This is a genomic window from Thermococcus onnurineus NA1 (genome assembly GCF_000018365.1).
Taxonomy (GTDB): Archaea; Methanobacteriota_B; Thermococci; order Thermococcales; family Thermococcaceae; genus Thermococcus; species Thermococcus onnurineus.
Map to the genome: position 1 here is coordinate 542,629 of NC_011529.1, position 22,630 is coordinate 565,258.

22 protein-coding genes are annotated in these 22,630 nt (G+C 52.1%); 10 read left to right on the forward strand and 12 right to left on the reverse strand.

Going from position 1 to position 22,630, the window contains the following annotated elements; translation table 11 throughout:
- Window positions 1–41 precede the first annotated feature (41 nt).
- Entirely contained in the window at window positions 42–539 is a 498-nt protein-coding gene (locus TON_RS03055) for a hypothetical protein (RefSeq protein WP_012571550.1), read from the forward strand.
- Between the two features lie 31 nt (window positions 540–570).
- Here TON_RS03055 and ftsY read toward each other — a convergent pair whose 3' ends face one another.
- Together ftsY and TON_RS03065 are read right to left on the reverse strand one after the other, a co-directional pair.
- The gene (gene ftsY / locus TON_RS03060; protein ID WP_012571551.1) at window positions 571–1,476 is read right to left on the reverse strand and encodes a signal recognition particle-docking protein FtsY; all 906 of its coding nucleotides are present in this window, start codon (window positions 1,474–1,476) and stop codon (window positions 571–573) included.
- Window positions 1,477–1,616: 140 nt separating this feature from the next.
- Window positions 1,617–2,066 carry a hypothetical protein gene (locus tag TON_RS03065; RefSeq protein ID WP_012571552.1) on the reverse strand — a complete coding sequence of 150 codons (450 nt, stop codon included), beginning with the start codon at window positions 2,064–2,066 and terminating at the stop codon, window positions 1,617–1,619.
- Between the two features lie 123 nt (window positions 2,067–2,189).
- On the opposite strand from TON_RS03065, the gene TON_RS03070 reads away from it, so the two are divergent.
- From TON_RS03070 to TON_RS03085, 4 genes are read left to right on the forward strand one after another with little or no spacing between them, the layout of a single operon-like run.
- Window positions 2,190–3,413, forward strand: a complete 1,224-nt coding sequence (locus TON_RS03070; RefSeq protein ID WP_012571553.1) for a BMP family lipoprotein — start codon at window positions 2,190–2,192, stop codon at window positions 3,411–3,413.
- Between the two features lie 46 nt (window positions 3,414–3,459).
- Window positions 3,460–4,986, forward strand: coding sequence for an ABC transporter ATP-binding protein (locus TON_RS03075; RefSeq protein ID WP_012571554.1), 1,527 nt, complete (start codon window positions 3,460–3,462; stop codon window positions 4,984–4,986).
- Entirely contained in the window at window positions 4,979–6,013 is a 1,035-nt protein-coding gene (locus TON_RS03080) for an ABC transporter permease (RefSeq protein ID WP_012571555.1), read from the forward strand. Before TON_RS03075 ends, TON_RS03080 begins: the two co-directional genes overlap by 8 nt.
- The gene (locus TON_RS03085; protein ID WP_012571556.1) at window positions 6,010–6,906 is read left to right on the forward strand and encodes an ABC transporter permease; all 897 of its coding nucleotides are present in this window, start codon (window positions 6,010–6,012) and stop codon (window positions 6,904–6,906) included. The genes TON_RS03080 and TON_RS03085 overlap by 4 nt, the downstream gene beginning before the upstream one ends.
- 49 nt (window positions 6,907–6,955) lie before the next feature.
- Here the strand turns inward: TON_RS03085 and TON_RS03090 are convergent, their stop codons facing one another.
- A complete protein-coding gene (locus TON_RS03090; RefSeq protein ID WP_012571557.1) occupies window positions 6,956–7,939 on the reverse strand; it encodes a metal ABC transporter solute-binding protein, Zn/Mn family in 984 nt (327 codons plus the stop codon).
- A gap of 91 nt (window positions 7,940–8,030) precedes the next feature.
- On the opposite strand from TON_RS03090, the gene TON_RS03095 reads away from it, so the two are divergent.
- Complete coding sequence (locus TON_RS03095) at window positions 8,031–9,821, forward strand: DUF4932 domain-containing protein (RefSeq protein WP_012571558.1); 1,791 nt, start codon at window positions 8,031–8,033, stop codon at window positions 9,819–9,821.
- On the opposite strand, the gene TON_RS03100 is transcribed toward TON_RS03095, so the two are convergent.
- From TON_RS03100 to cysS, 3 genes are all read right to left on the reverse strand, one after another.
- A complete protein-coding gene (locus tag TON_RS03100) occupies window positions 9,800–10,135 on the reverse strand; it encodes a hypothetical protein (RefSeq protein WP_012571559.1) in 336 nt (111 codons plus the stop codon). The genes TON_RS03095 and TON_RS03100 overlap by 22 nt on opposite strands.
- A 12-nt stretch (window positions 10,136–10,147) precedes the next feature.
- Entirely contained in the window at window positions 10,148–10,795 is a 648-nt protein-coding gene (locus TON_RS03105) for a phosphoribosyltransferase (RefSeq protein ID WP_012571560.1), read from the reverse strand.
- 91 nt (window positions 10,796–10,886) lie between these two features.
- The gene (cysS, locus tag TON_RS03110; protein WP_012571561.1) at window positions 10,887–12,317 is read right to left on the reverse strand and encodes a cysteine--tRNA ligase; all 1,431 of its coding nucleotides are present in this window, start codon (window positions 12,315–12,317) and stop codon (window positions 10,887–10,889) included.
- 116 nt (window positions 12,318–12,433) lie between these two features.
- Here cysS and TON_RS03115 point away from each other — a divergent pair, with 116 nt between their 5' ends.
- From TON_RS03115 to TON_RS03125, 3 genes are read left to right on the forward strand one after another with little or no spacing between them, the layout of a single operon-like run.
- Window positions 12,434–13,483 carry an FKBP-type peptidyl-prolyl cis-trans isomerase gene (locus tag TON_RS03115; RefSeq protein ID WP_012571562.1) on the forward strand — a complete coding sequence of 350 codons (1,050 nt, stop codon included), beginning with the start codon at window positions 12,434–12,436 and terminating at the stop codon, window positions 13,481–13,483.
- Between the two features lie 37 nt (window positions 13,484–13,520).
- Window positions 13,521–14,123 (forward strand): CPBP family archaeomyxosortase MrtA, encoded by a 603-nt coding sequence (gene mrtA, locus TON_RS03120; RefSeq protein WP_012571563.1) that lies wholly within the window; start codon window positions 13,521–13,523, stop codon window positions 14,121–14,123.
- 35 nt (window positions 14,124–14,158) lie between these two features.
- The gene (locus tag TON_RS03125; protein WP_012571564.1) at window positions 14,159–14,911 is read left to right on the forward strand and encodes a heparan-alpha-glucosaminide N-acetyltransferase; all 753 of its coding nucleotides are present in this window, start codon (window positions 14,159–14,161) and stop codon (window positions 14,909–14,911) included.
- On the opposite strand, the gene TON_RS03130 is transcribed toward TON_RS03125, so the two are convergent.
- The 6 genes from TON_RS03130 to ribD form a co-directional block, all read right to left on the reverse strand.
- Window positions 14,871–16,796: an ATP-binding cassette domain-containing protein gene (locus TON_RS03130; protein WP_012571565.1), complete on the reverse strand. Its 1,926-nt coding sequence runs from the start codon at window positions 16,794–16,796 to the stop codon at window positions 14,871–14,873. The genes TON_RS03125 and TON_RS03130 overlap by 41 nt on opposite strands.
- Window positions 16,797–16,885: 89 nt before the next feature.
- Entirely contained in the window at window positions 16,886–16,987 is a 102-nt protein-coding gene (locus tag TON_RS10560; protein ID WP_238516346.1) for a DUF835 domain-containing protein, read from the reverse strand.
- Window positions 16,988–17,299: 312 nt separating this feature from the next.
- Complete coding sequence (gene ribH, locus TON_RS03135; RefSeq protein WP_012571566.1) at window positions 17,300–17,758, reverse strand: 6,7-dimethyl-8-ribityllumazine synthase; 459 nt, start codon at window positions 17,756–17,758, stop codon at window positions 17,300–17,302.
- A 65-nt stretch (window positions 17,759–17,823) separates the two neighbouring features.
- Window positions 17,824–18,990 (reverse strand): bifunctional 3,4-dihydroxy-2-butanone-4-phosphate synthase/GTP cyclohydrolase II, encoded by a 1,167-nt coding sequence (locus tag TON_RS03140; RefSeq protein ID WP_012571567.1) that lies wholly within the window; start codon window positions 18,988–18,990, stop codon window positions 17,824–17,826.
- Entirely contained in the window at window positions 18,987–19,544 is a 558-nt protein-coding gene (locus TON_RS03145) for a riboflavin synthase (protein ID WP_012571568.1), read from the reverse strand. The genes TON_RS03140 and TON_RS03145 overlap by 4 nt, the downstream gene beginning before the upstream one ends.
- Window positions 19,525–20,610 carry a bifunctional diaminohydroxyphosphoribosylaminopyrimidine deaminase/5-amino-6-(5-phosphoribosylamino)uracil reductase RibD gene (gene ribD / locus TON_RS03150; RefSeq protein WP_012571569.1) on the reverse strand — a complete coding sequence of 362 codons (1,086 nt, stop codon included), beginning with the start codon at window positions 20,608–20,610 and terminating at the stop codon, window positions 19,525–19,527. The genes TON_RS03145 and ribD overlap by 20 nt, the downstream gene beginning before the upstream one ends.
- A 100-nt stretch (window positions 20,611–20,710) precedes the next feature.
- Between ribD and TON_RS03155 the strand changes: the two genes are divergently transcribed.
- Window positions 20,711–22,561 (forward strand): prolyl oligopeptidase family serine peptidase, encoded by a 1,851-nt coding sequence (locus TON_RS03155; protein WP_012571570.1) that lies wholly within the window; start codon window positions 20,711–20,713, stop codon window positions 22,559–22,561.
- Window positions 22,562–22,630: the final 69 nt, after the last annotated feature.

A 22,630-nucleotide genomic window follows, 5' to 3' on the forward strand; every position in this document is an offset into this window, starting at 1 on the left:
TTGTTGTCTTCCTGAGAACAGGATGTGTTGCAGTGGTGTTTATGACAAAGAACAGCCTGTCCAAGCTGATCTCAGTTTACCTTCCTGCCTTCACCATTGTGTTTTTTGGTGAGATTTCTCTATTCTGGCTTCCCAGGGACTACTACATAGGTGCTGACTGCTGGTCCCTGATGCCTCCTGCCTGCAACTTCCACTACAAACCCAACTTCACCCTTCCAGCTCTGGCTTTAATACCCGCCCTGCTCCTTCTGCTTCTCTGGCAATGGAGAAGGGTTGAGCACTTCAAAGCCGCCGCCATGGTTACTGCGTTCTCGGCTTTACTCATCACGACCCTGCCTGCGATAGTTGGTGTCCCTTCGTTGTCCTCATTCACTCTGATGCTCATCGTGTCGCTCTTTTTCCCTTTGGTAGTTGCTTGGAGTATGGGAGACTATTACCGGGACAACAAGGCTGGCATCGCCTTCCTTGTACTAACCTCGGTCGTGGTGGCGTTCATGCTGTGGGCTTTAATCCGCATGGGTGTCGCTGTGGCAGTCTAACATGGAAACACCGAGAAAAAGGATGGGAGTCTTAGGCCTCCCCAAAAATCCTCTCAACGAACCACTTCTCGTCGAAGGGCTTGAGGTCGTCGTAGCCCTGACCGACGCCGACAAAGAGTATCGGCGCCCCTATGGCGTGGCTTATGCTGAGTGCGGCCCCACCACGGGCGTCGGCATCGAGCTTTGTGAGAATTACCCCATCTATCCTAACAGCCTCGTTGAACTGCTTTGCCTGCTCTACCACGGCGTTTCCGGCTAAGCTGTCGCCGACGAAGATGACAAGGTCAGGCTTGGTAACGCGCACTATCTTCTTCATTTCGTCCATAAGGTTTCTGTTGAGCTCATTCCTCCCGGCGGTGTCTATGAGAACGACATCAATGCCCCTCGCCTTCGCATGCCCTATTGCGTCGTAGGCTACCGCCGCCGGATCAGCGCCGTAGGAGTGCTTGATAACCTTAACACCAACACGCTTTGCGTGCTCTTCTACCTGCTCTATTGCCCCTGCTCTGAAGGTGTCGCTCGCTGCTATGACGACGGAAAGGCCGTTCTTCTTGAGCCAGTGGGCGAGCTTGGCTATGGTCGTGGTTTTCCCCGAGCCGTTGAAGCCAACAAAGGCTATGACGAAGGGCTTTTCTTCCTTTGAGCGAATCATCTCGAGGAGGTCTATCCTCTTCTCTGGGGTCAGCACCTCCAGAACAGCCTCCCTAACGGCTTTCTCTACTAGTCCCTTCTTGTTCGTCCCTATCTTGACCTTCTGGCCGACGAGCTTCTCTTTTATCTTCTCCCTGAGAGCCTCCACCGTTTCGAGGGCAACGTCAGCCTCGAGGAGTTCTAGCTCAAGATCCCAGAGGGCGTTCTCGACGTCTTTCTCTCTTATCTCAGTCTGGGAAACCTTCTCGACGAATGAGCCTAGCTTCTCCTTCAGCTTTCTGAACATATTCACCACCTGATGAGCGAGACGCTTGGACGTATATAATTATTATGAAATGCCCTCTGCGATAGCTGGTGTCATCACACCTCAGACCCGAAACCGCTCGTCATCGGGCGATGGTGAGTTATCCTAAAGATGTTTATAAATCAGCTCCTTCTGATGTACGTCTTGCTTTCCACCACCCTTCCATTCTCAAGGCGTATGACATCGACCCTTTCAAAGCCGACGGTTTCCCTCTTGTAGGCTACAAGATAGTCGATGAGCTCCCTGATCGGGTAGCGCGTTATTGAGTCCTTTACGTACTTCGTCTCGTAGAGCAGGATGAGCTTATCCCTGTTCTGCTCGAGCCAGCGGTGAAGCTTTTCTCTCTCTGCCTTTGAACGGGAGAGTGGGTTCACTATGAAGTAAACATCGAAGTCCCTACCCTCGTAGGGCGAGCCGATGTAGACCTCCCCATCGACTTGGAATGGGAGGTATTCGACGAGTATGGCCTTCGTTCTCTTACTCCAGGCATCGAGGTATATCTTTGCGAGTCTCTTGCCGTCACCAGTTATTAAAACGACTCCCGAATTCAGTTCGGCTATTTCCTTCAGCATTGTCATCACAAAAAACTTTTACCAGATAGTTAAAATTCTTTCTCAAATTTCCGGCGTTCTCAAGACCGCAAAGTATATATCTCGACTTGGAGTTATACCTTTGAAAACTCCAGGGGTGTTAACATGAAGAAGTGGTTAAGTCTGTTTTTAATCGGCCTCCTGGCCATTAGCGTCGTGGCCAGCGGCTGCATAGGTGGAGGAGAAGAGACCACTACCAAGGGCAAGATAGCCATCGTCTATGACGTCGGTGGCAGGGGTGACCTGAGCTTCAACGACATGGCTTACCTTGGTGCTTCAAAGGCAGCTAAGGACTTCAACCTGGAGCTGGTTGAGGTCCAGAGCGCCAAGGAGACTGACTATCTCCAGAACCTTGAGACCCTTGCCCAGCAGGGCGAGTATGAGATAATTATTGCTGTCGGTTTCATGATGACCGATGCCGTTAAGCAGGTCGCCGCCAAGTACCCCGACCAGAAGTTCGCCATCATCGACGGATTTGACCCAGAGATGCCAGACAACGTCATGATGATACTCTTCAAGGAGAACGAGGGCTCAGCACTTGTCGGCGCCCTTGCAGGAATGGTCGCCGCCAACGACGACAAGGACAAGGTCGGTATCGTCCTCGGCATGGAGATCCCGGTTCTCTACAAGTTCGAGGCTGGATACAGGTTCGGTGTTTCATGGGGCGTTGACTACTACAACCAGAAGATGAGCACCAACAAGAAGGTCGACGTTATCTACCAGTACACCGGAACCTTCACCGACGCGGCCAAGGGTAAGGCTGCCGCCCAGGCCCAGCTCCAGCAGGGCGCTTGGGTCATCTACCAGGTCGCCGGTGGAACCGGTGTTGGTGTCTTTGATGCCGTCGCCGAGGCTCTGAAGGCCCAGGGTAAGGACATGGGACCGCCGTTCGCCATCGGTGTTGACTCAGCCCAGGACTGGATCAAGCCGGGCATCATCATCGCAAGCATGATGAAGAGAGTTGACGTCGGTGTCTACACCGCCGTTAAAGCGGCCGTCGAGGGCACCTTCAAGGGCGGTGTCGTCGAGCTCGGTCTCAAGGAGGGCGGTGTTGGAATAAGCACCATCGAGGACGTTAAGGAGATGTTCAACTCCCTCCCTGAGGACACCAAGAAGCAGAAACTCCAGGAGCTTGGATTCGACAGCGAGGATCAGCTCTTCGCCAAGCTCGAGGAGACCAGGAAGCAGGTTCCCGACTGGGTCTGGCAGGCCATTGACGAGCTCAAGCAGAAAATAATCAACGGCGAGATCCAGGTTCCAGCGCCAATGGACAAGGACGGCATTGAGAAGATAAGGAACGCCAACGACTGGACCGAGATGATGGGTTGAGAACCTTTTTCTTCTTTTTCCGTTTCTCTTTGCAGGGGGTGTCGCCATGGAAGAAGTGCCGCTGATACAGATGAAGAACATTGTGAAGGTTTACTCTGATGGTACGAAGGCTCTGAAGGGTGTTGACTTTTCCGTTAAAAAGGGCGAGATTCATGGTCTGTTAGGTGAGAACGGAGCAGGTAAGACCACCCTCATGAAGATTCTCTCCGGCATGATAAAGCCCACGGAGGGTAAAATTTACATAAACGGTGAGGAAGTTCACTTTAAGAGCCCTGCAGATGCCTTGGAAAAGGGCATTGGTATCGTCCACCAGCACTTCACGCTTGTTGAGGTGTTTAACGCTCTTGAGAACATAATCCTCGGGATGGAGGGGCACAGTTTATTCTCGAAGATAGATGTGGTAAAGGCCACGGAAAAGCTCCAGAAGCTGATGGACGAGCTGAACTTCCAGGTTCCCCTTGATATTCCGGTTGAGAAGCTGCCCGTCGGTGTCCAGCAGAGGATTGAAATCCTCAAGATGCTCTTCAGGGATGTCGACATACTTATCCTCGACGAGCCGACGGCTGTTCTAACGCCGATAGAGGTCAAAGAGCTGTTCAGGGTTCTCAACCTGCTGAAGAGCCAGGGTAAGACGATAATCTTCATCAGCCACAAGCTCAAGGAGGTCATCGAGATAACTGACCGCGTTACCGTCCTCAGGAAGGGCGAGCTCATAGGAACCATAGACACCAAGGACGCAACGCCCCAGATACTAGCCAAGATGATGGTTGGAAGGGAGGTCGTTCTCAGGGTGGAGAAGCCCCCCAAAGAGCCGGGAGCGCCTATTCTTAAGGTTGAGAACCTCTGGGTTAAGGGCGACAGAGGTGAGGACGCCGTTAAGGGCCTCTCCTTTGAGGTTCACGCCGGCGAAATATTCGGTATAGCCGGCGTTGAGGGCAACGGTCAGACCGAGCTTATAGAGGCTATAACTGGTCTCAGAAAGGTTGAGAGAGGAAAGATCATTCTAAACGGTAAGGACATCACAGACAGGCCACCGAGAGAGCTCTACGACCTCGGGCTGGCCCATATTCCAGAGGACAGAATAAACATGGGTCTCATCGTTGACATGAGCGTCGCCGAGAACTCGATCCTCGGCCTTCAGTGGAGGGAGAAATTCAAGGGACCGCTCAACTCGATAAGGTGGAACGCCGTCAGGGAGCACGCTAAAAAACTCGTTGAGCAGTTCGATGTAGTCGTTCCGGGTATAAACGCTCCAGCAAAGAGCCTGAGCGGTGGAAACCAGCAGAAGCTCATCGTTGCCAGAGAGGTAAGCAAGGAGCCTGTCTTGATAGTCGCATCCCAGCCCACAAGGGGTGTTGACGTTGCCTCCACTGAGTACATTAGGAACTACCTCGTCAAGCTCAGGAACGAGAACAAGGCCGTTCTGCTCGTTTCCGCCGACCTTGATGAGGTAACCCAGCTGAGCGACAGGATGGCCGTCATGTATGAGGGAGAGTTCATGGGCATCGTGAAGCCCGAGGAGGTCACAGAGGAAGAGATTGGAATGATGATGGGAGGGATCAGACGTGAATGAAAAAGTGAAGGGCTTCCTCAAGCCGCTCGCGGAGAGCCTGCTGGCGGTGTTCATTGGATTCTTCCTAGGTGCGATAATCCTCCTCGCGTTCGGTTACAGCCCCTTTGAGGCCTATTATTGGCTCCTGAGGGGTTCTCTCGGTTCCACATCAGGAATAGCCTCCACACTTAGCTATGCCACTCCGATCATGCTCACCGCCCTGACATTCGCAATAAGCGCTAGGACAGGAATCTTTAACATCGGTGCCGAGGGTTCTGTTTACTTCGGGGCAATAGCTGCGATAATATTCACCAACATCTACGGCAACGTCCTCTTTGGGCTCCTCATGGGCATGCTGGTTGGGGCGATGTGGGGCCTTCCAGCAGCTTTCCTCAAGGTCTTCCGCGGTGTTCACGAAGTTATCTCAACTATCATGCTCAACTGGATAGCCTGGTATGCCGTCCTCTACCTCGTCACCGGCCCATATGCCAACCCCAGCGACCCTAACAAGACCATTCTCGTCCCGGAAAGCGCAAGACTTCCGCTCCTCGGCGGCTCAAATCTGTCAGTGGGGTTCATACTTGCCATCGTAGCTTCCATCATCGTTTACTACATCCTCTGGCACACTGAGCTGGGCTTCGGCATGAGGGCCAGCGGCATGAATCCGAAGGGTGCAGAGTACGGGGGAATCGATCCAAAGAAAGCGATAATATGGTCATTTGTCATAGGCGGATTTGCGAGTGGTCTTGCTGGCGCCGTTGAGGTCATGGGAAGACCTCCAACTTATGCCATAAGCCAGGGAATGGCCAACATCAACGGCTATGGTTTCGACGGAATAGGTGTTGCCCTCGTCGGAAGAAATCACCCACTAGGCATAATCTTCGCGGCAATGTTCTTTGGCATGCTCCGTGCCGGAACAACAATGATGCAGATTGGAGCAGGGGTTCCGCTCGAGATTATCTACGTCATTCAGGGTATAATCGTCGTTGCCGTCGCGATTCCTGGTCTGATTGACATATTCAAGAACTTGAGGAGGGTGAGGGCATGAGCCTCGGATCATCAATCGTCCCAATCCTAGTGACCTCACTGATGGCCATGGTGCCCATAGTCCTTACGAGCGTTGGTGCGGTTGTCAGCGAGCGCGCTGGAATAGTCAACATCGGCTACGAGGGAATCATAATGATAAGTGCCTTCTTCGGCGCTATTGCGGCAGAAGTCAGTGGAAGCTGGTTCATCGGCCTTCTTGGAGGAGCCTTCGTCGGCGCCCTTCTCGGAATGCTCCACGGCTTCATCACGGTCTACCTCAAGGGAGACCACATCATCCCGGGTATTGGTATAAACCTCCTCGCCATGGGTCTCGTCCCCTTCGGTATCGTGGCCTACTGGGGAACGGCAGGTCAGCACCAGGTTCCAGACACCGTCAGGGTTCCCAACTGGAACACCACCTACGGGAACATCAGTCCCATGATAATAGTGACCCTTGTCATAACTTTCGTCACCTACTGGGTGCTCTTCAAAACGCCGCTTGGGCTGAGGATAAGGGCCATGGGTGAGAACCCAGAGGCGGCAGATGCCATAGGCCTGAACGTTGAGAAGTACCGCTTCTGGGCGGCAGTGTACGGTGCCGCACTGGCGGGTCTCGCTGGAGCATACATCAGTATAGACTGGGTCGGAGCGGTCACCAAGAACGTTGCAGCTGGAAGGGGTTTCATAGCGCTCGCCAACATGGTGTTCAGCGGCTGGAACCCGCTAATGGCTCTGGTCGGAGGATTCCTCTTCGGATTCTTTGACACGCTGGCAATATGGGTCCAGTCCAGCCAGGTCGTTCCGTGGCAGTTCGTCCAGATGCTGCCCTACGTGATGACCATCATCATTGTGGCTGGAATAATAGGAAAGGTCCGCCCGCCCAAGTGGGACGGCAGGCCCTACAAGAGGGAGTGACCCTCTTCTCATTTTCTCTTTCCCGACAAAGTTGGGAGAAAGGAAAGGCTCACTTCTTGAGGATTACTCCAAGAGCGGTTCCTAAGACAAGACCAACAATGATGGAAACGACGACATACCGTGTGACGTCTGTCCTAGCCTCGGCTAGTTTTTCAGGGGGCTTTTCTCCGAGCGCCTTGATCACCGCGGCGCTGTTCTCTATAAGCACCTCTGTATAGGGCCTGTCCTTCCAGAAGACCGTTATCTCGGCCAGGGACTTCCCGCTCTTTACAGCTAACTCCTTAGCTGCCTCCTTCAGCTGGTCAGGGCTTTCCTTTCCATAAACTATGAGGTCGGTTTTCTCGGCGGTGGAGACGAGCTCGTCAACTCCAAGTGCTGGGACTTCTTCTTCTGGCTTTATTGAGGCAACTGCCTTTATGCCAAGCCACTCAATGGCGTACTGGTTGGAGGGCATCTGTATGACAGCAGTCCTATTTTCCATCACAAGGGCCTTATAAGCCTCGACGATGATCCCAACGCGTTCTCTGAAGCTCTTGAACTCCTTTCTGTATAGCTCGGCATTGTACGGGTCGGTCTTCTCGAGGGCCTTCTCGGTTGCTTGAGCTATTGCCATCGCATTGTGGGGATCGAGCCATATACCGTGTGAGTTGTCCTTGCTGTTGTACCAGTACTCGCTTAGATACCGGAAGCCTTCAGCTTTGTAGTCGTCTATGAAGAGCACCTCACTAGTTATCGTTCCTTCCTCTTTCAGCTCGGCGATTTTCTTTTCCACGGGTAAATGGCCCCCGGTAGTCACTATGACGTCTGCCTGGCGCAGGAGCTCGATTTGGCTTGCTGTCAGCTGGTACTCGTGCGGATCTGCGCCGAGAGGGATTATGTAAACAACCTCCACAGAATCCCCGAAGGCATCTTGAACTATCGCTGCCAAAGGTGCTATACTCGTCACCACGAGGGGCTTTTCTCCAGCCCCACTGGTGAGTGGAATGAATGATCCGATTAAAAGCAACACTATGAGTAGAGTTCTCGTCCTCATTTTCGGCCACCCTAACAGAATTCAACGATTAACTTTAAAGGTTGTCGGAAAGTTTTATAAGTTTCCGCCCGCACTACCACTTGGTGTCGTCATGAAGAGATTAGCGGCGTTAATAATCATGCTGTTGTTCCTGAGTAGTGCTGTCCCAGTAAGCGCTTACAATGTCAGCTCCAAGGTTTCGGTAACCATAAGCCCCAACTCGGAGCTTCTTTCAGTGGTCTATTATCTGGCTTTTGGAAGAAACGATACCTTCGTCATAGATAGAGAGGACTACCTCAGTGATGTTGATTCTTACTTTGGCCCATATAGAAATCATCCTGTCGTCAAGATGCTCAGGGAGCATTTGGAGAACGCTACGACAATCCCAGACAGGGACATGAGGCTCTACTACCTCGAGGCATATCTTTTGATGTGCACGGAGCCGCCAGAGCTGGAACCTCTGGTTCTTGTGAATGATGAGTGGTTCTTTAGATTCCTGAGCGCTCTTCGGGATTTTGCAGAGAAAACGGACTTTATGGAATTTTACAAAACCAGTCAGAGGTATTATCAGGAAGACCTTAATACCTACATCACTGCTCTAGAACTTTTACCTCCCGATGAGTTTATGGGGCAATACGTTAGCATTTCAAACGTGCGCTTTGAGTTTCTGCATCCCTACCTCGTTGCCGTCCATGGCCACAGCTTCAACCCGATAATCAACGGCACACAGATATACGGCGCTGGCGGAATGATTCCCCTGGTGAGGCGCGACCCACAGAGGACTGAGTGGACATACAAGACAGCCCGCGACACAATGTTTGGTCTGCCGCTCAACAGGGACTACATTAAGAACAAGAGACTGGGCGAGCTCATCTATCTCGGCTTCGTCTACCACGAGCTTGGCCATGACATCACGACCGAGGAACTGAACTGGAACTATGGTCTTACCTACGACCTCAGATACCTCGAGGATACGATAGAGGGGGATATGCCTTACCTTGCGACATATGACATCCACTTCTGGTGGGACACGATGATGGTGTACGAGGGCTTCGCCGACGGGTGGATGGACTTTTCACTGAAGAGTGTTGATCCCGCCTATGTGGAGCTGGCGATGTGGATGCAGAGGGCATGGGGAGAGTTCTGGATAGAAGACATGGTTGAAATCTACGAGAAGTACACTCTGATAAGCGTTCAGGAAGGGAGGTCGCTGGGTGACTACATTGTTGACATGATGAACGAGCTGGAGGACAGGGTTTCGCCCGAGAAAGCGGGAGAGTTATACCAAAAGCGCGTTCCAGTGACACCCCTCAGGGCCCTTGACAGGGGAGCCGTTGCTGGAAAGGTCATCGTAGTTTACGGCACCCAGAATCCAGACCCGAATGGAACCGAATATGACAGGGAGACGGCTGAGATTGTTGCGAATTACCTTGAGACCTTCTACTCCCAGTGGCCAGACGGCGTCGAGGTGATCATTAAGGCCGACGTTAACGTTACCGACGAAGAACTGCGGGAGAACCTTATCCTCATTGGTGGCCCCCTTGCCAACAAGATTGTTGCCGAACTCCAGGACGACTTTCCGTTGCGCTTTGTGAAATACGGAGACGAGTGGGTTTTGGAAAGGTCGGAGCACTGGGACTGGGAGATTGCCTCCTTCATACTCCAAGAGAACGATGCCTATCCAGTCCTTGAGGGGTGGAACGCCAACTACTTCAACGCATCGGTGATAATGGCCATCAGGAACCCGCTCAACCCTGAAAACTACATTGTATGGATAGCTGGAGCAGATCGCTACGGCACGAGACTTTACAAGAATCCAACCTACTACCTCAGCAGCTACGAAATCTTCAATGGAAAAGAGATAGAGATGGGATTCTACGTTCAGCCGCTCGCGTCTTCCTGATTGGGGCTGGTCTCTTCCGCTTTCTGCCCTTCCTTTCCGTTTCCGTTGCTTTTTATGTGCGGCTTGCCGATGGCTATGGTAAATCCCTTGAAGCTGTCATCCTTCCTGTTGAACTCCATGGCTAGTGGAAGGCCATGGTCGTCGTTGAAGACTATTCTCACTATCCTCGCCCGCGAGTGATCGTTCAGGTAGTCCTCTTTCAGCCGCTCGTAGTTGTCTATGGCCTCGTTGATGCTCTCACTGTGCATGTCGTAGATTTCCCTGGCATAGACGCTGTGGCTCTTGATTTCCTCGACAGTCTTCTTCCGGTCCAAGCTACCACACCCTCAGGCTTTGCGCCAGGCTCCGTCGCGGAACTTAAAAACCTTCCTGCGCTCGGCCATTCTGAGGGCTTCCTCAAGTCTGCCTTTTGGAACCTCAATGCCGTGGAGCTCCTTGAAGAGCTCGATGATTTCATCGGTGGTTAAGGACTCCCTCTCCTCGAAAAGGTTGTTAACGAGGTTTATCATATCCTCCACGAAGTTCCAGGGGAAGATTATCCAGGCCCAGTCGATCTCCTCGCCGTAGTAGTCTGGGTTGAAGCGGGAGCCTCTTATCGTAAGCAGTGTTGCTGCCCTAACCTCTGCCGGATTCTGGCTCTCCACGTAATTCTTCGCCAGGGTTAAGCTCTCTCCAGTGTCACTGATGTCGTCCACGATAAGAACATTCTTTCCGCTCATGTCGTAGTTGCTGCCGTACTTGAGTCTTGCCTTTCCGTCCGGAGTGGCTGTAACGCCCCAGTGCTCCACCTTGAGGCTGACGAGATCCTTAACGCCGAGGTAATCGCAGTAAAGCCTTGCCGCAATCCAGCCGCCTCTGGCAAGACCAACTATAACGTCCGGTCTCCAGCCGTCTTCAAGAACCTTCCATGCGCCCTCCTTTGCCCACTTTTCTATATCGTCCCAAGAAGCGAGATAAGCCGGAAACTTCTTCATTGGATTTCCCTTAACGGAGCAAAGGAAAGGTTATATTTAAGCCTTACGCTCAGCGTTTTGACTGGAAGGTGGCAAAAAGAGGCAGAAAAAATCAAACACTAATCCTCTTCCATATTGTTCCTTGTGGCGTGTCCTCAAGCTGTATGCCCAGAGCCTTGAGCTCGTCTCTGATTTTATCCGCCAGAGTGAAGTTGCGCTGCTTCCTGAGCTCCGCCCTTACTGAGACAAGGAGCTCTATGAGTGCCTCCTCATCACCGGCTTTCTGCTCCTTGAAGTAGTCCTCGAAGAGACCGAAGACCTCGCTTACTATCTTGAAGAACTCCAGCGCCTTCCTGAGAACGCTTTCCTTGGGCTTTTCGACCTTCGTGAGGTAGCGGTTAACCGCGTTGGAGACCTCAAAGACGGCCTTGAGGGCCTCGGCCGTGTTGAAGTCGTCGTCCATGGCATCGTAGAACTTCTTTCTTGCTTCCCTGACGGTCTCGTAGAGCTCGAACTCCTCTTCGTCCCATCTGAATGCAACATCGGCCTTCTCCATCGCCACGCGGATGTTTTCGAGGGTGTTGTAGAGCCTCTCAAGGTTGTTCTTGGCGTGCTGGATGCCCTCCTCTGTGTAGTCGAGCGGCGAGCGGTAGTGCTTCTGGAGGACAAAGAAGCGTATGACCTCCGGGCTGTACTTCTGGAGGAGCTCCCTTATCGTCACGAAGTTACCGAGGCTCTTACTCATCTTTTCTCCGGAAACCATCACGAAGCCTGTATGGAGCCAGTACCTGACCCACTCATGGCCGGTGCACGCCTCGCTCTGGGCAATTTCGTTCTCGTGGTGCGGAAAGATGAGGTCGTTCCCGCCACCATGGATGTCAAAGCTCTCGCCGAGATACTTTGTGCTCATCGTGGAGCACTCGATGTGCCAGCCGGGCCTGCCTTCGCCCCAGGGGCTTTCCCATTTAGGTTCTCCGGGCTTGGCCTTCTTCCAGAGGGCGAAGTCTTCAGGATTCTTCTTGCCTTCGCCAGGCTCAACCCTCGCCCCCTTAACTAGCTCTTCAAGCTTTATTCCGCTCAGCTTACCATAGTCCTTGAACTTCCTGACCTCGAAGTATACCCCATCGTTCCCCTCGTAGGCGTAGCCCTTTTCCTGGAGCTTTCTCACGAAGTCTATAATGTCCTGAATGTGCTCCGTAACGCGCGGATAGATATCGGCCGGTTTGACCTTCAAAGCTTTCATATCCTCGAGGAAGTAGCGAAGGAACTTCTCAGCGAGCTCCTTAGGGTCTTCGCCGGTCTCGTTGGCGCGCCTGATAATCTTGTCGTCTATGTCAGTGAAGTTCATGACCATGAGAACGGTATAACCTCTGTGCTCGAGGTAGCGCCTGATGACGTCGAAGGCTATGTAGGTTCTGGCGTGACCGAGGTGGGTGTAATCGTAAACCGTGGGACCGCAGACGTACATCCTGACCTCCCCTTCTCTCAGGGGCCTGAACTCCTCCTTCTGCTTCGTCAAGGTGTTGTACACTCTAATGGCCATCTTTCTCACCACCGGGTGAACTTTGCCGAGGCGTTTTATTAGGTTATCGCCCGGTGGGAAAGCTTAAAAACCAACTCCCTTAATCGGGGTAGGAGCACGAAAAGGAGGTAATGCTCATGGTCAAGGTTCAGAAGGGAGACGTCATAAGGCTTCACTACACCGGTAAGGTCAAAGAAACCGGGGAGATTTTTGACACCACCTATGAGGAGGTTGCCAAAAAGGCCGGTATCTACAACGAGAAGGGCATCTACGGCCCTGTCCCGATAGCGGTCGGAGCTGGCCACGTGCTTAAGGGCCTTGACGAGCAGCTTGAGGGGTTAGAAGTCGGCAAGAAGTACGAGATAATTATCCCGCCCGAGAAAGGCTTTGGAAAGCGCGACCCCAAGCTCATCAAGACATTCACCCTCGGCCAGTTCAGGAGGCAGGGCATCTTCCCGTTCCCCGGAATGCCGGTTGAGATAGAGACCGAGAGCGGCAGGAAGCTCAAGGGCAAGGTCCTCACCGTCAGCGGCGGCAGGGTGAGGGTTGACTTCAACCACCCCTATGCCGGCAAGCACCTCGTCTATGAGGTCGAGGTCGTCGAGAAGATAGAGGACCCGATAGAGAAGGTCAAGGCCCTCATAGAGCTCCGCATGCCAATGGTCAAGCCGGAGGAGGTCATCATCGAGGTCGGTGAGAAAGACGTCAGCGTTGACTTTAGCAATGTCGAGATAGACAGAAACACCCTCGTTCTCGGCGAGATACTCCTTGAGAGCGACCTCAAGTTCATAGGCTACGAGGAAGTCAAGTTCAAGCCAAGCGTCGACGAGCTTCTCAAGCCACCGGAAAAGGAGGAGCAGACCACAGAGCTCGAGGAAGAGGTCAGCGAGCCGCTCATCGAGAAGGCCGAGGAAGAGAAGCCTGCTGAAGAGACCACCGAAACTGAGGGAGTGAAGGCCGAGGAAAGCGAGGAGAAGAAGGAAGAGACTCCCAGGGCTGAGGAGGTCAAGGAGGAGCCAGAGACTAGGAAAGAAGAGCAGGCTGAGGAGAAACCGAAGAAGAAGTCCACCAAGAAGTCCAAAACCACCAGAAAGAGGAGCACCTCAGCCAAGAAGAGGAAAACTACCAAAAAGAAGACCGAGAAGCCAGCCGAGAGTGCCGAGGAGAAGAAGGAAGAGACTGGGTGAGGCCAAAACTTTTATCTTCTTTTCCTAACTTTTCTCCATGGAACTGAAGCGGAACTCCTGGCTTCTCTATGCGCTCTCCCTTGTGTTCATTCTCCTTGTTTGGGGTAGGGGAGACAATGTTTTCGGGTGGGCGGCTTACAACGCGGCTTTTTACGTCGTTCTGCCGTTGGCCGTTGGTTACCTTCTCGGTTTTAAGCCAAGAGAACTCGGCTTTCAACTTGGAAATCGAGAGGGTTACAAGTGGTTTGCCGTTCTATTTTTGCTCTCGATCCCGATAAGCCTGTATGGGACGAGGGTTCCAGAAATGAAAAACTACTATCCAATATTCGCTTACTCCAACTGGATCGACTTTCTCCTCAAGGAGCTTGCTGTTGGTGCGATAATGTTCGCCCACGAGGCCTTCTATCGGGGGATATTGCTCTTCCCGCTGGCGAAGAAAAATGAATGGCTCGCTATACTGGCCCAGGATGTTCCCTACACCTTAGTTCACATCGGAAAGCCCGGTATCGAAATCCTCTACGCATTCTTTGCGGGAATAGTCTTTGCAAAAATGGATTTGAAGGGTAAGAGCTTCCTTCCGAGCTTTCTCCTCCACTGGTTCGGCTCGGTCCTCTTCGACGTCATGTGCATTCTCCTTTGAGCAAGCCTTTTTAAATCCGTCTCGAAGGAATGTTTATGCTCGGAGCCGAGGTGTACTCTCGCGGACGCTTCTGGGAGGTTGACTTCCTCAGGGGGATAGGCATCACTATGATGGTCCTCTCCAACTTCGTCACGGATTTACAGCTCTTCCTGAACTATTCAGGACATCCCTTCTTCTGGAAGGCTTTCGCCTATGCAACGGCATCGATATTCGTCTTCGTCTCCGGCCTCTCCTTCTGGATAAGCTACTCCCGGACGATCAAGAAGAACCCCCGTCCCTACGCCAAGTACTTCAGGAGATTCCTTAAGCTCTTCGGCCTGGGCATGCTGATAACGGTCGTCACGTACCTTTTCCTCGACGGCATGACAATTTACTTTGGGATTCTCCACTTCCTCGGCGTCGCAACGCTCTTAGCGATTCCCTTCTACCGCTTTGGGAAGCTTAATCTCTTGTGGGCGGCCTTCTTCATCTTCGGCTCCCTCTGGGTGAGAAACCTAATCGGCCCTGCGTGGCTTCTTCCCCTCGGAATAACCTTCAAAGGATTTTCTTCCCCGGACTATTTCCCGGTATTTCCCTGGTTTGGGGTTTACCTCCTCGGTCTCACAGCAGGCAGCGTCTTCTATCCGGAGGGAATGAGGAAAAAGGAGTTGAGAATCCCCGCAAACCCTCTCGTTTTAGCCCTCTGCGTGGCCGGCAGGCACACTCTCGGCATATATCTCGTCCATCAGCCCCTGCTGGTTGGTCTCCTCATGCTGATTTACGGCCCTCTTCCCGGGATTTCCCTTTAGCCTCAACCCTTGCCGTTCCGTAGCCGACGAAGAGCACCTTATCCGGGTCCAGAGCCTTCAGCACCTCTGGCCTGTGGGTGATTATGAGGGCGGTGATGCCGGCCTCCCTGATAATCTCGGCCACCTTTTTGGCCACTCTCATGGCCGTGAGCGTATCGAGATGAGCTGCAAACTCGTCCATGAGGAGGAGATTTGGCTTCTCAGCGAGGAGTGAAGCTATCTTTGCCCTTTCCTTCTGACCTGTAGAGAGCTCACCAAACTTTGCGCGGTAGAGAACTGCGTCGCTCAGTCCAGCCCTGTTGAGCACCTCCACAGCCGCGTTGAGGTCTCTAATCTTTCTGTACACATGCTCCAATATGCTCTCGGAGCCAAAGGAAGGCTCGAATTCTCCGGGTATAAGCACGGAAACCTTGACGTTCTCCGGGACGCTGATTTCTCCTTCACTCGGTCTGTACTTTTCCTCCCAGTAGCCCCTCGCCGCTCCGAGGATGAGCCTCAGCAGGGTCGTCTTTCCAGCTCCGCTCGCACCGACTACCGCTATCAGCTCTCCAGGCTTTATCTCAAAGTTAAGGTTCCTCAAAACTGGACGCTGTATAACCCTGTGCCTGACTCCAAAGGCTTTCAGCAGTTCTTGGATCTCCTCAGGTAATCCTTTAACGTCGAGCTCGCTCTCGAAGACCTTGCTGACGTTCTTAAAGACTATCGGGCCGCTCAGAGGCTCGACCTTACCGTAGCTCGGCCTCCACAGGCGACCGTCCTCTGGTACGTAGGGGTCTTTGTGAAGGAAGCGCTCGATGTATTCTTTGGCCTCTTCAGTAAGTGGATAGAAGAGGACAGGCCTTCCGCTTGCCGTCTCCCAGAGGAACTTGAAGCCGACCTTCTCGAAGAAGGGGTTGTAGCGGGCCATCTGCGCTATAGTCTCTACTATGTGTTTCCTCTTTCTCATCTCCGGGACCCTGCGCTCGGCTATCCACTCAAGGGCAGCCCTAACACCCAGCTGGCCCAAGCCATCGGAACGGTAGTCCGGATGAACCACAACACGCGCAATTCTAGCGCCAGCGGTGTTGGTTTCTTTCAAAGCTCTCCACTTAGCCTCTTCCCATAGGAGGGAACGCGCTACCTTTCTTCCGTGATTCCTTTTGAGCTCCTCGTAGAGTTCTTTCATGATCTTCTCTGGCCAGAATGCCGGATGGAACCAGTCCTCGGGAAAGACTTTCTCACGGATGTTCCTTTCAATTTCACCGTTGGGCAACCGTCTGTGCATCAGCGGAATCGGCGGATCAATTCTTACGTAGGCTAAAATCCTGGGCTCGTACTCCTCCCTCTCGACGAGTTCAAGGAGCAGGAAGCGAGAAGCTGGAGTAGAGCCTTTAATCTCGAGAATATGGCTTTCAGTGCCGCAGACTGGGCACTTCTGCTTGGTGTTTGCCTCGAAGATGTGGCCGTTCTCACAGCGCCACAATGCCACCGTTTCCTTCTGGCTGGCGTAGTGATATTGCTCCAGCTCGGCTATGGCTTCGAAGTCGCTCTCGTATTTGGCTTCTCTCGCTCTCAGCTTGTACGTGTAGAGGAGCTCCCCCGTGAGTGGGGAGAAGCGCTTGGCCTCTACCTCCTTCTCCCAGAGGGGCCAGGCCTTTATCTTGTCGCCAGAGTAGAACTTATAGAGCTCATAGTCGTCGAAGTTGAGGACTTTAACGCCGTTCTCCTCTTGTGGCTTTTCCTTTACCTTTATCTCCACTTCATCGCCCGTCAGGAACCACTGGGCAACGTTGCCCGTCATGTAGAGTCTGAACTTTCCTTCCTCAGTTTCAACCTCAAGAATCCCAAACCATCGATGCTTGAAGCGCGGGATTTCGCTCCCGACAACCCGACCCCGAAGAATCATCAGCTATCACCATCGATAATTGGAGAAATGAAATTAATAACTGTTCTCCTTCACCATTAATCCCTTCGTGGCACCACGAGCCATTCTGATCACTGCTCATCTACTGAAGGAAACTCCCTTGTAAGAAGCTTCCACTCCCGATCCTTCCAGACTTCACGGGACATTACTATGAGTATTATCGAATCGGTCACCAAGGCATAATCTTTGAGATTCAAAACCTAAAAACCTGCTGAAAGCTGTTCTTGATAGCGAGATACTCTATGCAGTCTATCAGAACGACCTCGGGTGTTTCGTTTTCTTTGATCTTAACATCCTCTGGTTCTTCGCACCTGTTGTAGAAGGAAACAGTGGTGACACTTAGGAACTATAAACTTTTACAATTGGATCGTGCTAACCTACAAATTTGCCAACTACTTACGAATGATTTTTGTCATTTCTACAGACTGGCAAATGTTGCAATGATGTTAGTACAGAAATTAAAAAATAAAAAACTACAAACTATATCACAGCTTTTTCATCAAGTTCGCCATCTCCAAAGCTGCCATCGCATACTCAAACCCTTTATTGCTCTTTATTCCAGCCCTGTTCAATCCTTGAAGCTCGTCCTCAACGGCTATGACACCGAAGATAACTGGAACACCAGTGATCAGGCCAGCTTGGGCGACCCCCTTGGATACTTCGTTGGCAACGAGATCGAAGTGCTTAGTCTCACCTCTAACAACAACACCTAAAGCCAAAATGGCATCGTATTTTCCACTCTCGGCGAGCTTTTTGGCTATAATTGGGATCTCAAAGGATCCTGGAACCTTGAAGACGTCCACTCTTTCCACACCGTGCCTCTCGAAGCAGTCTATGGCTCCGCTCAGTAGTTCATCCGTCAAGAGGTCGTTGAACCTGGCAACAACTATCGCCATGCTGAGGCCATCTCCCTTAAATTCGCCCTCAAACACCCTAACCTCCAATACCATCACCTCCGTTTGTTACTTCGGTAATTGCATAATGACGTGATTACATGATCCTGAATTAATCAAACTTCAAAAGGAAGCTTGTGGCCAAGCTTCTCGGCTTTGATCCTTAGGTAGGGTCTGTTGTGCTCGGTAACCTCACCCGGGGCGGGAATCATTTCAACTACCTCAATTCCGAGCTCCTCCAGCGCTCTTGCTTTAGTAGGGTTGTTGGTTATGAGTCTCACCTTCGAGACGCCTAATGCTCTAAGCATCTGGAAGGCCGCCTCGTAAGTCCTCTCGTCCCCCTTATGCCCCAAAGCTTCGTTGGCTTGGACTGTATCGAGTCCCTTATCCTGAAGCTCATAGGCCTTTATTTTCTCCTTTAACCCTATACCACGCCCCTCTTGATCCATGTAAAGCAGAATTCCCCCTTCTTGGGCTATCATCCGCAGGACGTTGCTCAGCTGGCTCCCACAGTCACATTTGAGCGACGCCAATGTGTCGCCGGTTAGACACTTGGAATGTATCCTCACGAGTGGCACTTCACTATAGGGTTCCTTAACTATTGCCACGTGTTCCTTGAAATCTAGCTCGTTTTCAAAGCTTATTATTCTGAACTCCCCATAGCGCGTCGGCAGTCTCGCGTTGGCATAAACACTCACCAGTTGCTTTCTCCTGACAAACTCCCTCCAGACGTCGTCCGTCGTGAGGACAGGAAGATCATGCTCCTTAGCGAACTTCAGTACGTAATCATGGTCGTGACTGTCTCCTTCTCCGTTGAGAATCTCCACTATTAGGGCATAGCGTTTGAAGCCGAGTATCTCCATCAGCTCCAATGAGCTCTCCGTGTGGCCTCTTCTCCAGTTAAGACCTACTCCCCCTAAGAGATGCAGGTGGCCGGGATAGCGGAAGTGCTCGACTTCCAGTCCCTCCGCTATCTTTCTAGCCGTTAAAGCCCTCTCCTCGGCTGTTATACCAGTGAACGTCTCCTCGTAGTCAACTGGAATCAGGAAGTTCGTCTCTCCTCCCTTGCTCGGTAGTGGAAAGAAGCCCCTTTTTAAGGCCTGTTCCAGATCTATCGTCAGACAGAGAAGACCTTTCATAGAAAGCATGAAGTTCACAACCTCTGAATTAGCTAATTCTGCTGGATAAACTAAATCAGCTTCAAACTCCCTCCTATTGTCTACAAGGACAGCGGGTTTTCCATCAATGATTGCCCTCCTGATGCTTTCCCAGTCCGGTTTCATCCTTTCACCTCCTGGATTCTCCTCACGTATCTAGCTAGAACATCTATCTCATAGTTGACTTCATCACCTGGCCTCAGCGAGCCGAGATTGGTTTTCTTCAGCGTGTAGGGTATCACCTGAACCCAGAAACGTGTAGGCTCAACCTTAGCAACCGTCAGGGAGACACCGTTAATGGCTATGCTCCCCTTCTCAGCCACTCCCCACCGCTCGGGGGGCATCTCGAAGGCCATCCATGCCGTGTTTTTGCTTTTCCTCGATGCCAGAAATCTCAGCGTGCCGTCCACGTGGCCAGTAACTATGTGTCCATTAAGCCTTTCGCCCACCTTCATAGCCCGCTCAAGGTTCACAAACTTTGCCCTAGTCAGATTGGTTCTCTTCCGAGTTTCTTCGCCGACGTCGAAGGTGGCTATCCTTCCGTCAAAGCTTATGACCGTCAGGCAGGCCCCATTTACTGCCACACTAGCTCCCGGCGTAACCTTGAAAGGGACTTCGACATGGAGCCTTCCAGCAGAGTATCTCGCCTTGCCTATGGCCTCAATAATGCCGCTGAACACCACAATCACCCGGGTAAGCTGTAACAAGGAGGCTCTCACCGAGCTTCTCGATTGATTCTATCTCTAACACCGGTGCCTCGTTGGCTTCTTTCACGCTGAGGCACTCGAAAGGCTTTATTCCCCTCCCAAAGAGCTTTGGCCCATAGAAGATGTAGAACTTGTCGGCATAGCTCAAGAACTGGCAGGCTATTCTTCCACCTTCAATCAAGACGCTGTCTATCCCCATCTCGCCGAGCTTTCTAAGAATTCTTTCAGGATCGGTTTCCTCGACAATAGTGGCGTTTACTTCTCCAAACGCTTCCGGATTTTCTGTGAAGATTATTACGTTTCCATCATTGAAGAGACGGAAACGTCTACCGCCGCTCAGCTCCTCACCGATAAGGCCGTGTCTGTCGAGGATAACCTTGTATTTTGGGGGACATTCAGGAAGGCGACAGTTGAGCTTCGGGTTGTCCCTAAGAATCGTTCCGGCTCCAACCATGATTGCCATGTGCCTTCTCCTGAGCTCCTGAACCTTTTGCCTCGCCTTATCTCCTGTTATCCACTGAGAAGAGAAGCTTTCTGTAGCAATAAAACCGTCGAGAGTTAGGGCGAGCTTTATTGAAACGAATGGTATCTTGGTAGTTATATATTTGATGAAAATCTCATTCAGCTTTTTCGCCTCTTCCTCAAGGATGCCGACATCAACTTCTATGCCTGCTCTCTGCATCTTTTCAATGCCCCTGCCCGCGACAAGTGAGTGAGGATCCTTCATTGCCACGACCACTCGTTTAAAGCCTTCAGCGATTATTCTATCGGCACATGGTGGCTGCTTTCCCCAGTGAGAGCACGGTTCGAGCGTTACATACAATGTTGCTCCCCTAGTGTCGTGTCCCCGATCCTTGGCGTCCTCGATAGCGTTAATTTCGGCATGCTTTTCCCCAAACTTCCTGTGCCATCCAACACCTATTACCTCACCATCTTTGACTATGACTGCCCCAACCATTGGATTAGGGTTTACCCAGCCCTCTCCGCGCTTTGCCAGCTCCAGCGCGAGATGCATAAACTTCTTGTCTTCGTCCATCATGTTTCAGAAAATTGTTCCATAATTTTTAAGAATTTGTTCCAAAATTGGAATAACAGAATCTTTTTATTGTCTCATTCATAGCGTTAAAGCGGTGATTTCCATGGATGACCCTTACATGTGGATGGAGGACCTCCAGGACGAGCGTGTTCTCAAGCTGGTTGAGGAAGAGAACAAACGCTTTAGGGAGTTTATTGGAGAGCTGAGCGACGAACTGTTTCCGGAGGTCTGGGAGTACTACTCGATGCCAACCCTCTACGGGGCGAAGCTAACCGAAAAGGGCATCATAGTGATGTTCAAGGAGAGGGACAGGCAGATAATTAAGTGGCTCGGCGGAAAAATTCTAGTTGACTCCAAGAGGCTTGAGGAGGAGCTTGGCGACGAGGTTCTCCTTCAGGGGTTCACAGCAGACGATGCTGGGAAACGCCTCGCCTACAGCTTTTCCATCGGAGGCGCCGACGAGGGGATAACAAGGATCATAGACCTTGAAACTGGAGAGCTCATCGACGAGATGAAGCCCTCGGTCTGGAACGTTGCTTTCCTGGAAAACGGCTACTACTTCGGCAGGTTCTACCGCCACGACGAGACACCCGATGGCGTTAAGGCTCCAGCCGTGAGGCTCTTCTGGAAGGATGAGGGCGGAGAGAAGATGGTCTTCGGCGAGGGGCTTAGCTCCGGCTACTTCATCGGGCTGAGGGAGAGCACCGACGGAAAGTGGGCGATGGTAGTTGTGACCTTTGGCTGGAACAAGGCTGAGATATACCTCGGCCCCATAGAGGAGCCCGAAAAGTGGGAGAAGGTCTACTCGGCCGAGGTTCCGGCACAGCCGATAGAAGTTGTCGATGGAAAGGTCTACATTCTCACGAAGGAAGGAAAGGGCCTCGGAAAGGTCATCGCAATCGAAGACGGCGAAATCGAGGAGGTTATCCCCGAGGATGAGTTCCCGCTGGAGTGGGCAGTAATAGTGGGCAACAGAATTCTAGCCGGCAGGCTCGTCCATGCCAGTCACAGACTTGAGGTCTACTCACTTGATGGCAAGAAGCTTGACGAGATTACCTTCGACCTGCCCGGAAGCCTCTATCCACTCGACGCCGATGGCAAGAAGGTTATCCTTCGATACGAGAGCTTCACCATCCCCTACAGGCTCTACGAGTTTGACGGGGAGCTGAAGCTTCTCGACGAGAGGAAGATTGAAGGAGACTTTCAGGTGAGCGAGGACTTTGCGATCTCAAAGGACGGAACGAGAATCCACTACTTCATTGTAAAAGGAGAGAAAGACGAGAAGAAGGCCTGGGTCTTTGGCTACGGCGGCTTCAACATTGCCTTAACTCCGAGGTTCTTCCCGCAGGTGATTCCGTTCATACGGCGCGGCGGAACCTTTGTGATGGCTAACCTTAGAGGAGGTAGTGAATACGGTGAAGAGTGGCACCGCGCCGGAATGAGAGAAAACAAGCAGAACGTCTTCGACGACTTCATAGCCGTTCTCGGTAAGCTTAAGGCCGAGGGCTACAAGGTTGCCGCCTGGGGCAGGAGCAATGGTGGACTGCTCGTCTCAGCGACGCTCGTCCAGCGGCCGGACGTCATGGACGCGGCTCTGATAGGCTACCCCGTCATCGACATGTTCCGCTTCCACAAGCTCTACATCGGCAGCGTTTGGGTTCCTGAGTACGGCAACCCCGACGATCCGAAGGACAGGGAGTTCCTGCTCAAATACTCGCCCTACCATAACGTTAAAGAGCAAAAATATCCACCAACGCTCCTCTACACTGGCTTATATGATGACAGGGTTCATCCAGCACACGCCCTCAAGTTTTTCATGAAGCTAAGAGCGGTCAGCGCGCCGGTTTATCTGCGCGTGGAAACTAAGAGCGGCCACATGGGTGCTTCGCCTGAGACGAGGGCAAGAGAATTGACTGACCTGCTGGCGTTTGTTGTTGAGACTCTCGAGGCTTAGTCCTCTCCCCTAATTTTCAATGTGTAACTCTCAACTAATACTCCAAGCAGAAGCCAGAATCTGCCAGAG

Bases quoted from the DNA above. Each gene is read 5' to 3' on its own strand.
- TON_RS03055 (WP_012571550.1), top strand. From the start codon at position 42: ATGACAAAGAACAGCCTGTCCAAGCTGATCTCAGTTTACCTTCCTGCC.
- ftsY (WP_012571551.1), bottom strand. From the start codon at position 1,476: ATGTTCAGAAAGCTGAAGGAGAAGCTAGGCTCATTCGTCGAGAAGGTT.
- TON_RS03065 (WP_012571552.1), bottom strand. From the start codon at position 2,066: ATGCTGAAGGAAATAGCCGAACTGAATTCGGGAGTCGTTTTAATAACT.
- TON_RS03070 (WP_012571553.1), top strand. From the start codon at position 2,190: ATGAAGAAGTGGTTAAGTCTGTTTTTAATCGGCCTCCTGGCCATTAGC.
- TON_RS03075 (WP_012571554.1), top strand. From the start codon at position 3,460: ATGGAAGAAGTGCCGCTGATACAGATGAAGAACATTGTGAAGGTTTAC.
- TON_RS03085 (WP_012571556.1), top strand. From the start codon at position 6,010: ATGAGCCTCGGATCATCAATCGTCCCAATCCTAGTGACCTCACTGATG.
- TON_RS03090 (WP_012571557.1), bottom strand. From the start codon at position 7,939: ATGAGGACGAGAACTCTACTCATAGTGTTGCTTTTAATCGGATCATTC.
- TON_RS03095 (WP_012571558.1), top strand. From the start codon at position 8,031: ATGAAGAGATTAGCGGCGTTAATAATCATGCTGTTGTTCCTGAGTAGT.
- TON_RS03105 (WP_012571560.1), bottom strand. From the start codon at position 10,795: ATGAAGAAGTTTCCGGCTTATCTCGCTTCTTGGGACGATATAGAAAAG.
- cysS (WP_012571561.1), bottom strand. From the start codon at position 12,317: ATGGCCATTAGAGTGTACAACACCTTGACGAAGCAGAAGGAGGAGTTC.
- TON_RS03115 (WP_012571562.1), top strand. From the start codon at position 12,434: ATGGTCAAGGTTCAGAAGGGAGACGTCATAAGGCTTCACTACACCGGT.
- mrtA (WP_012571563.1), top strand. From the start codon at position 13,521: ATGGAACTGAAGCGGAACTCCTGGCTTCTCTATGCGCTCTCCCTTGTG.
- TON_RS03125 (WP_012571564.1), top strand. From the start codon at position 14,159: ATGCTCGGAGCCGAGGTGTACTCTCGCGGACGCTTCTGGGAGGTTGAC.
- TON_RS03130 (WP_012571565.1), bottom strand. From the start codon at position 16,796: ATGATTCTTCGGGGTCGGGTTGTCGGGAGCGAAATCCCGCGCTTCAAG.
- TON_RS03140 (WP_012571567.1), bottom strand. From the start codon at position 18,990: ATGAAACCGGACTGGGAAAGCATCAGGAGGGCAATCATTGATGGAAAA.
- ribD (WP_012571569.1), bottom strand. From the start codon at position 20,610: ATGATGGACGAAGACAAGAAGTTTATGCATCTCGCGCTGGAGCTGGCA.
- TON_RS03155 (WP_012571570.1), top strand. From the start codon at position 20,711: ATGGATGACCCTTACATGTGGATGGAGGACCTCCAGGACGAGCGTGTT.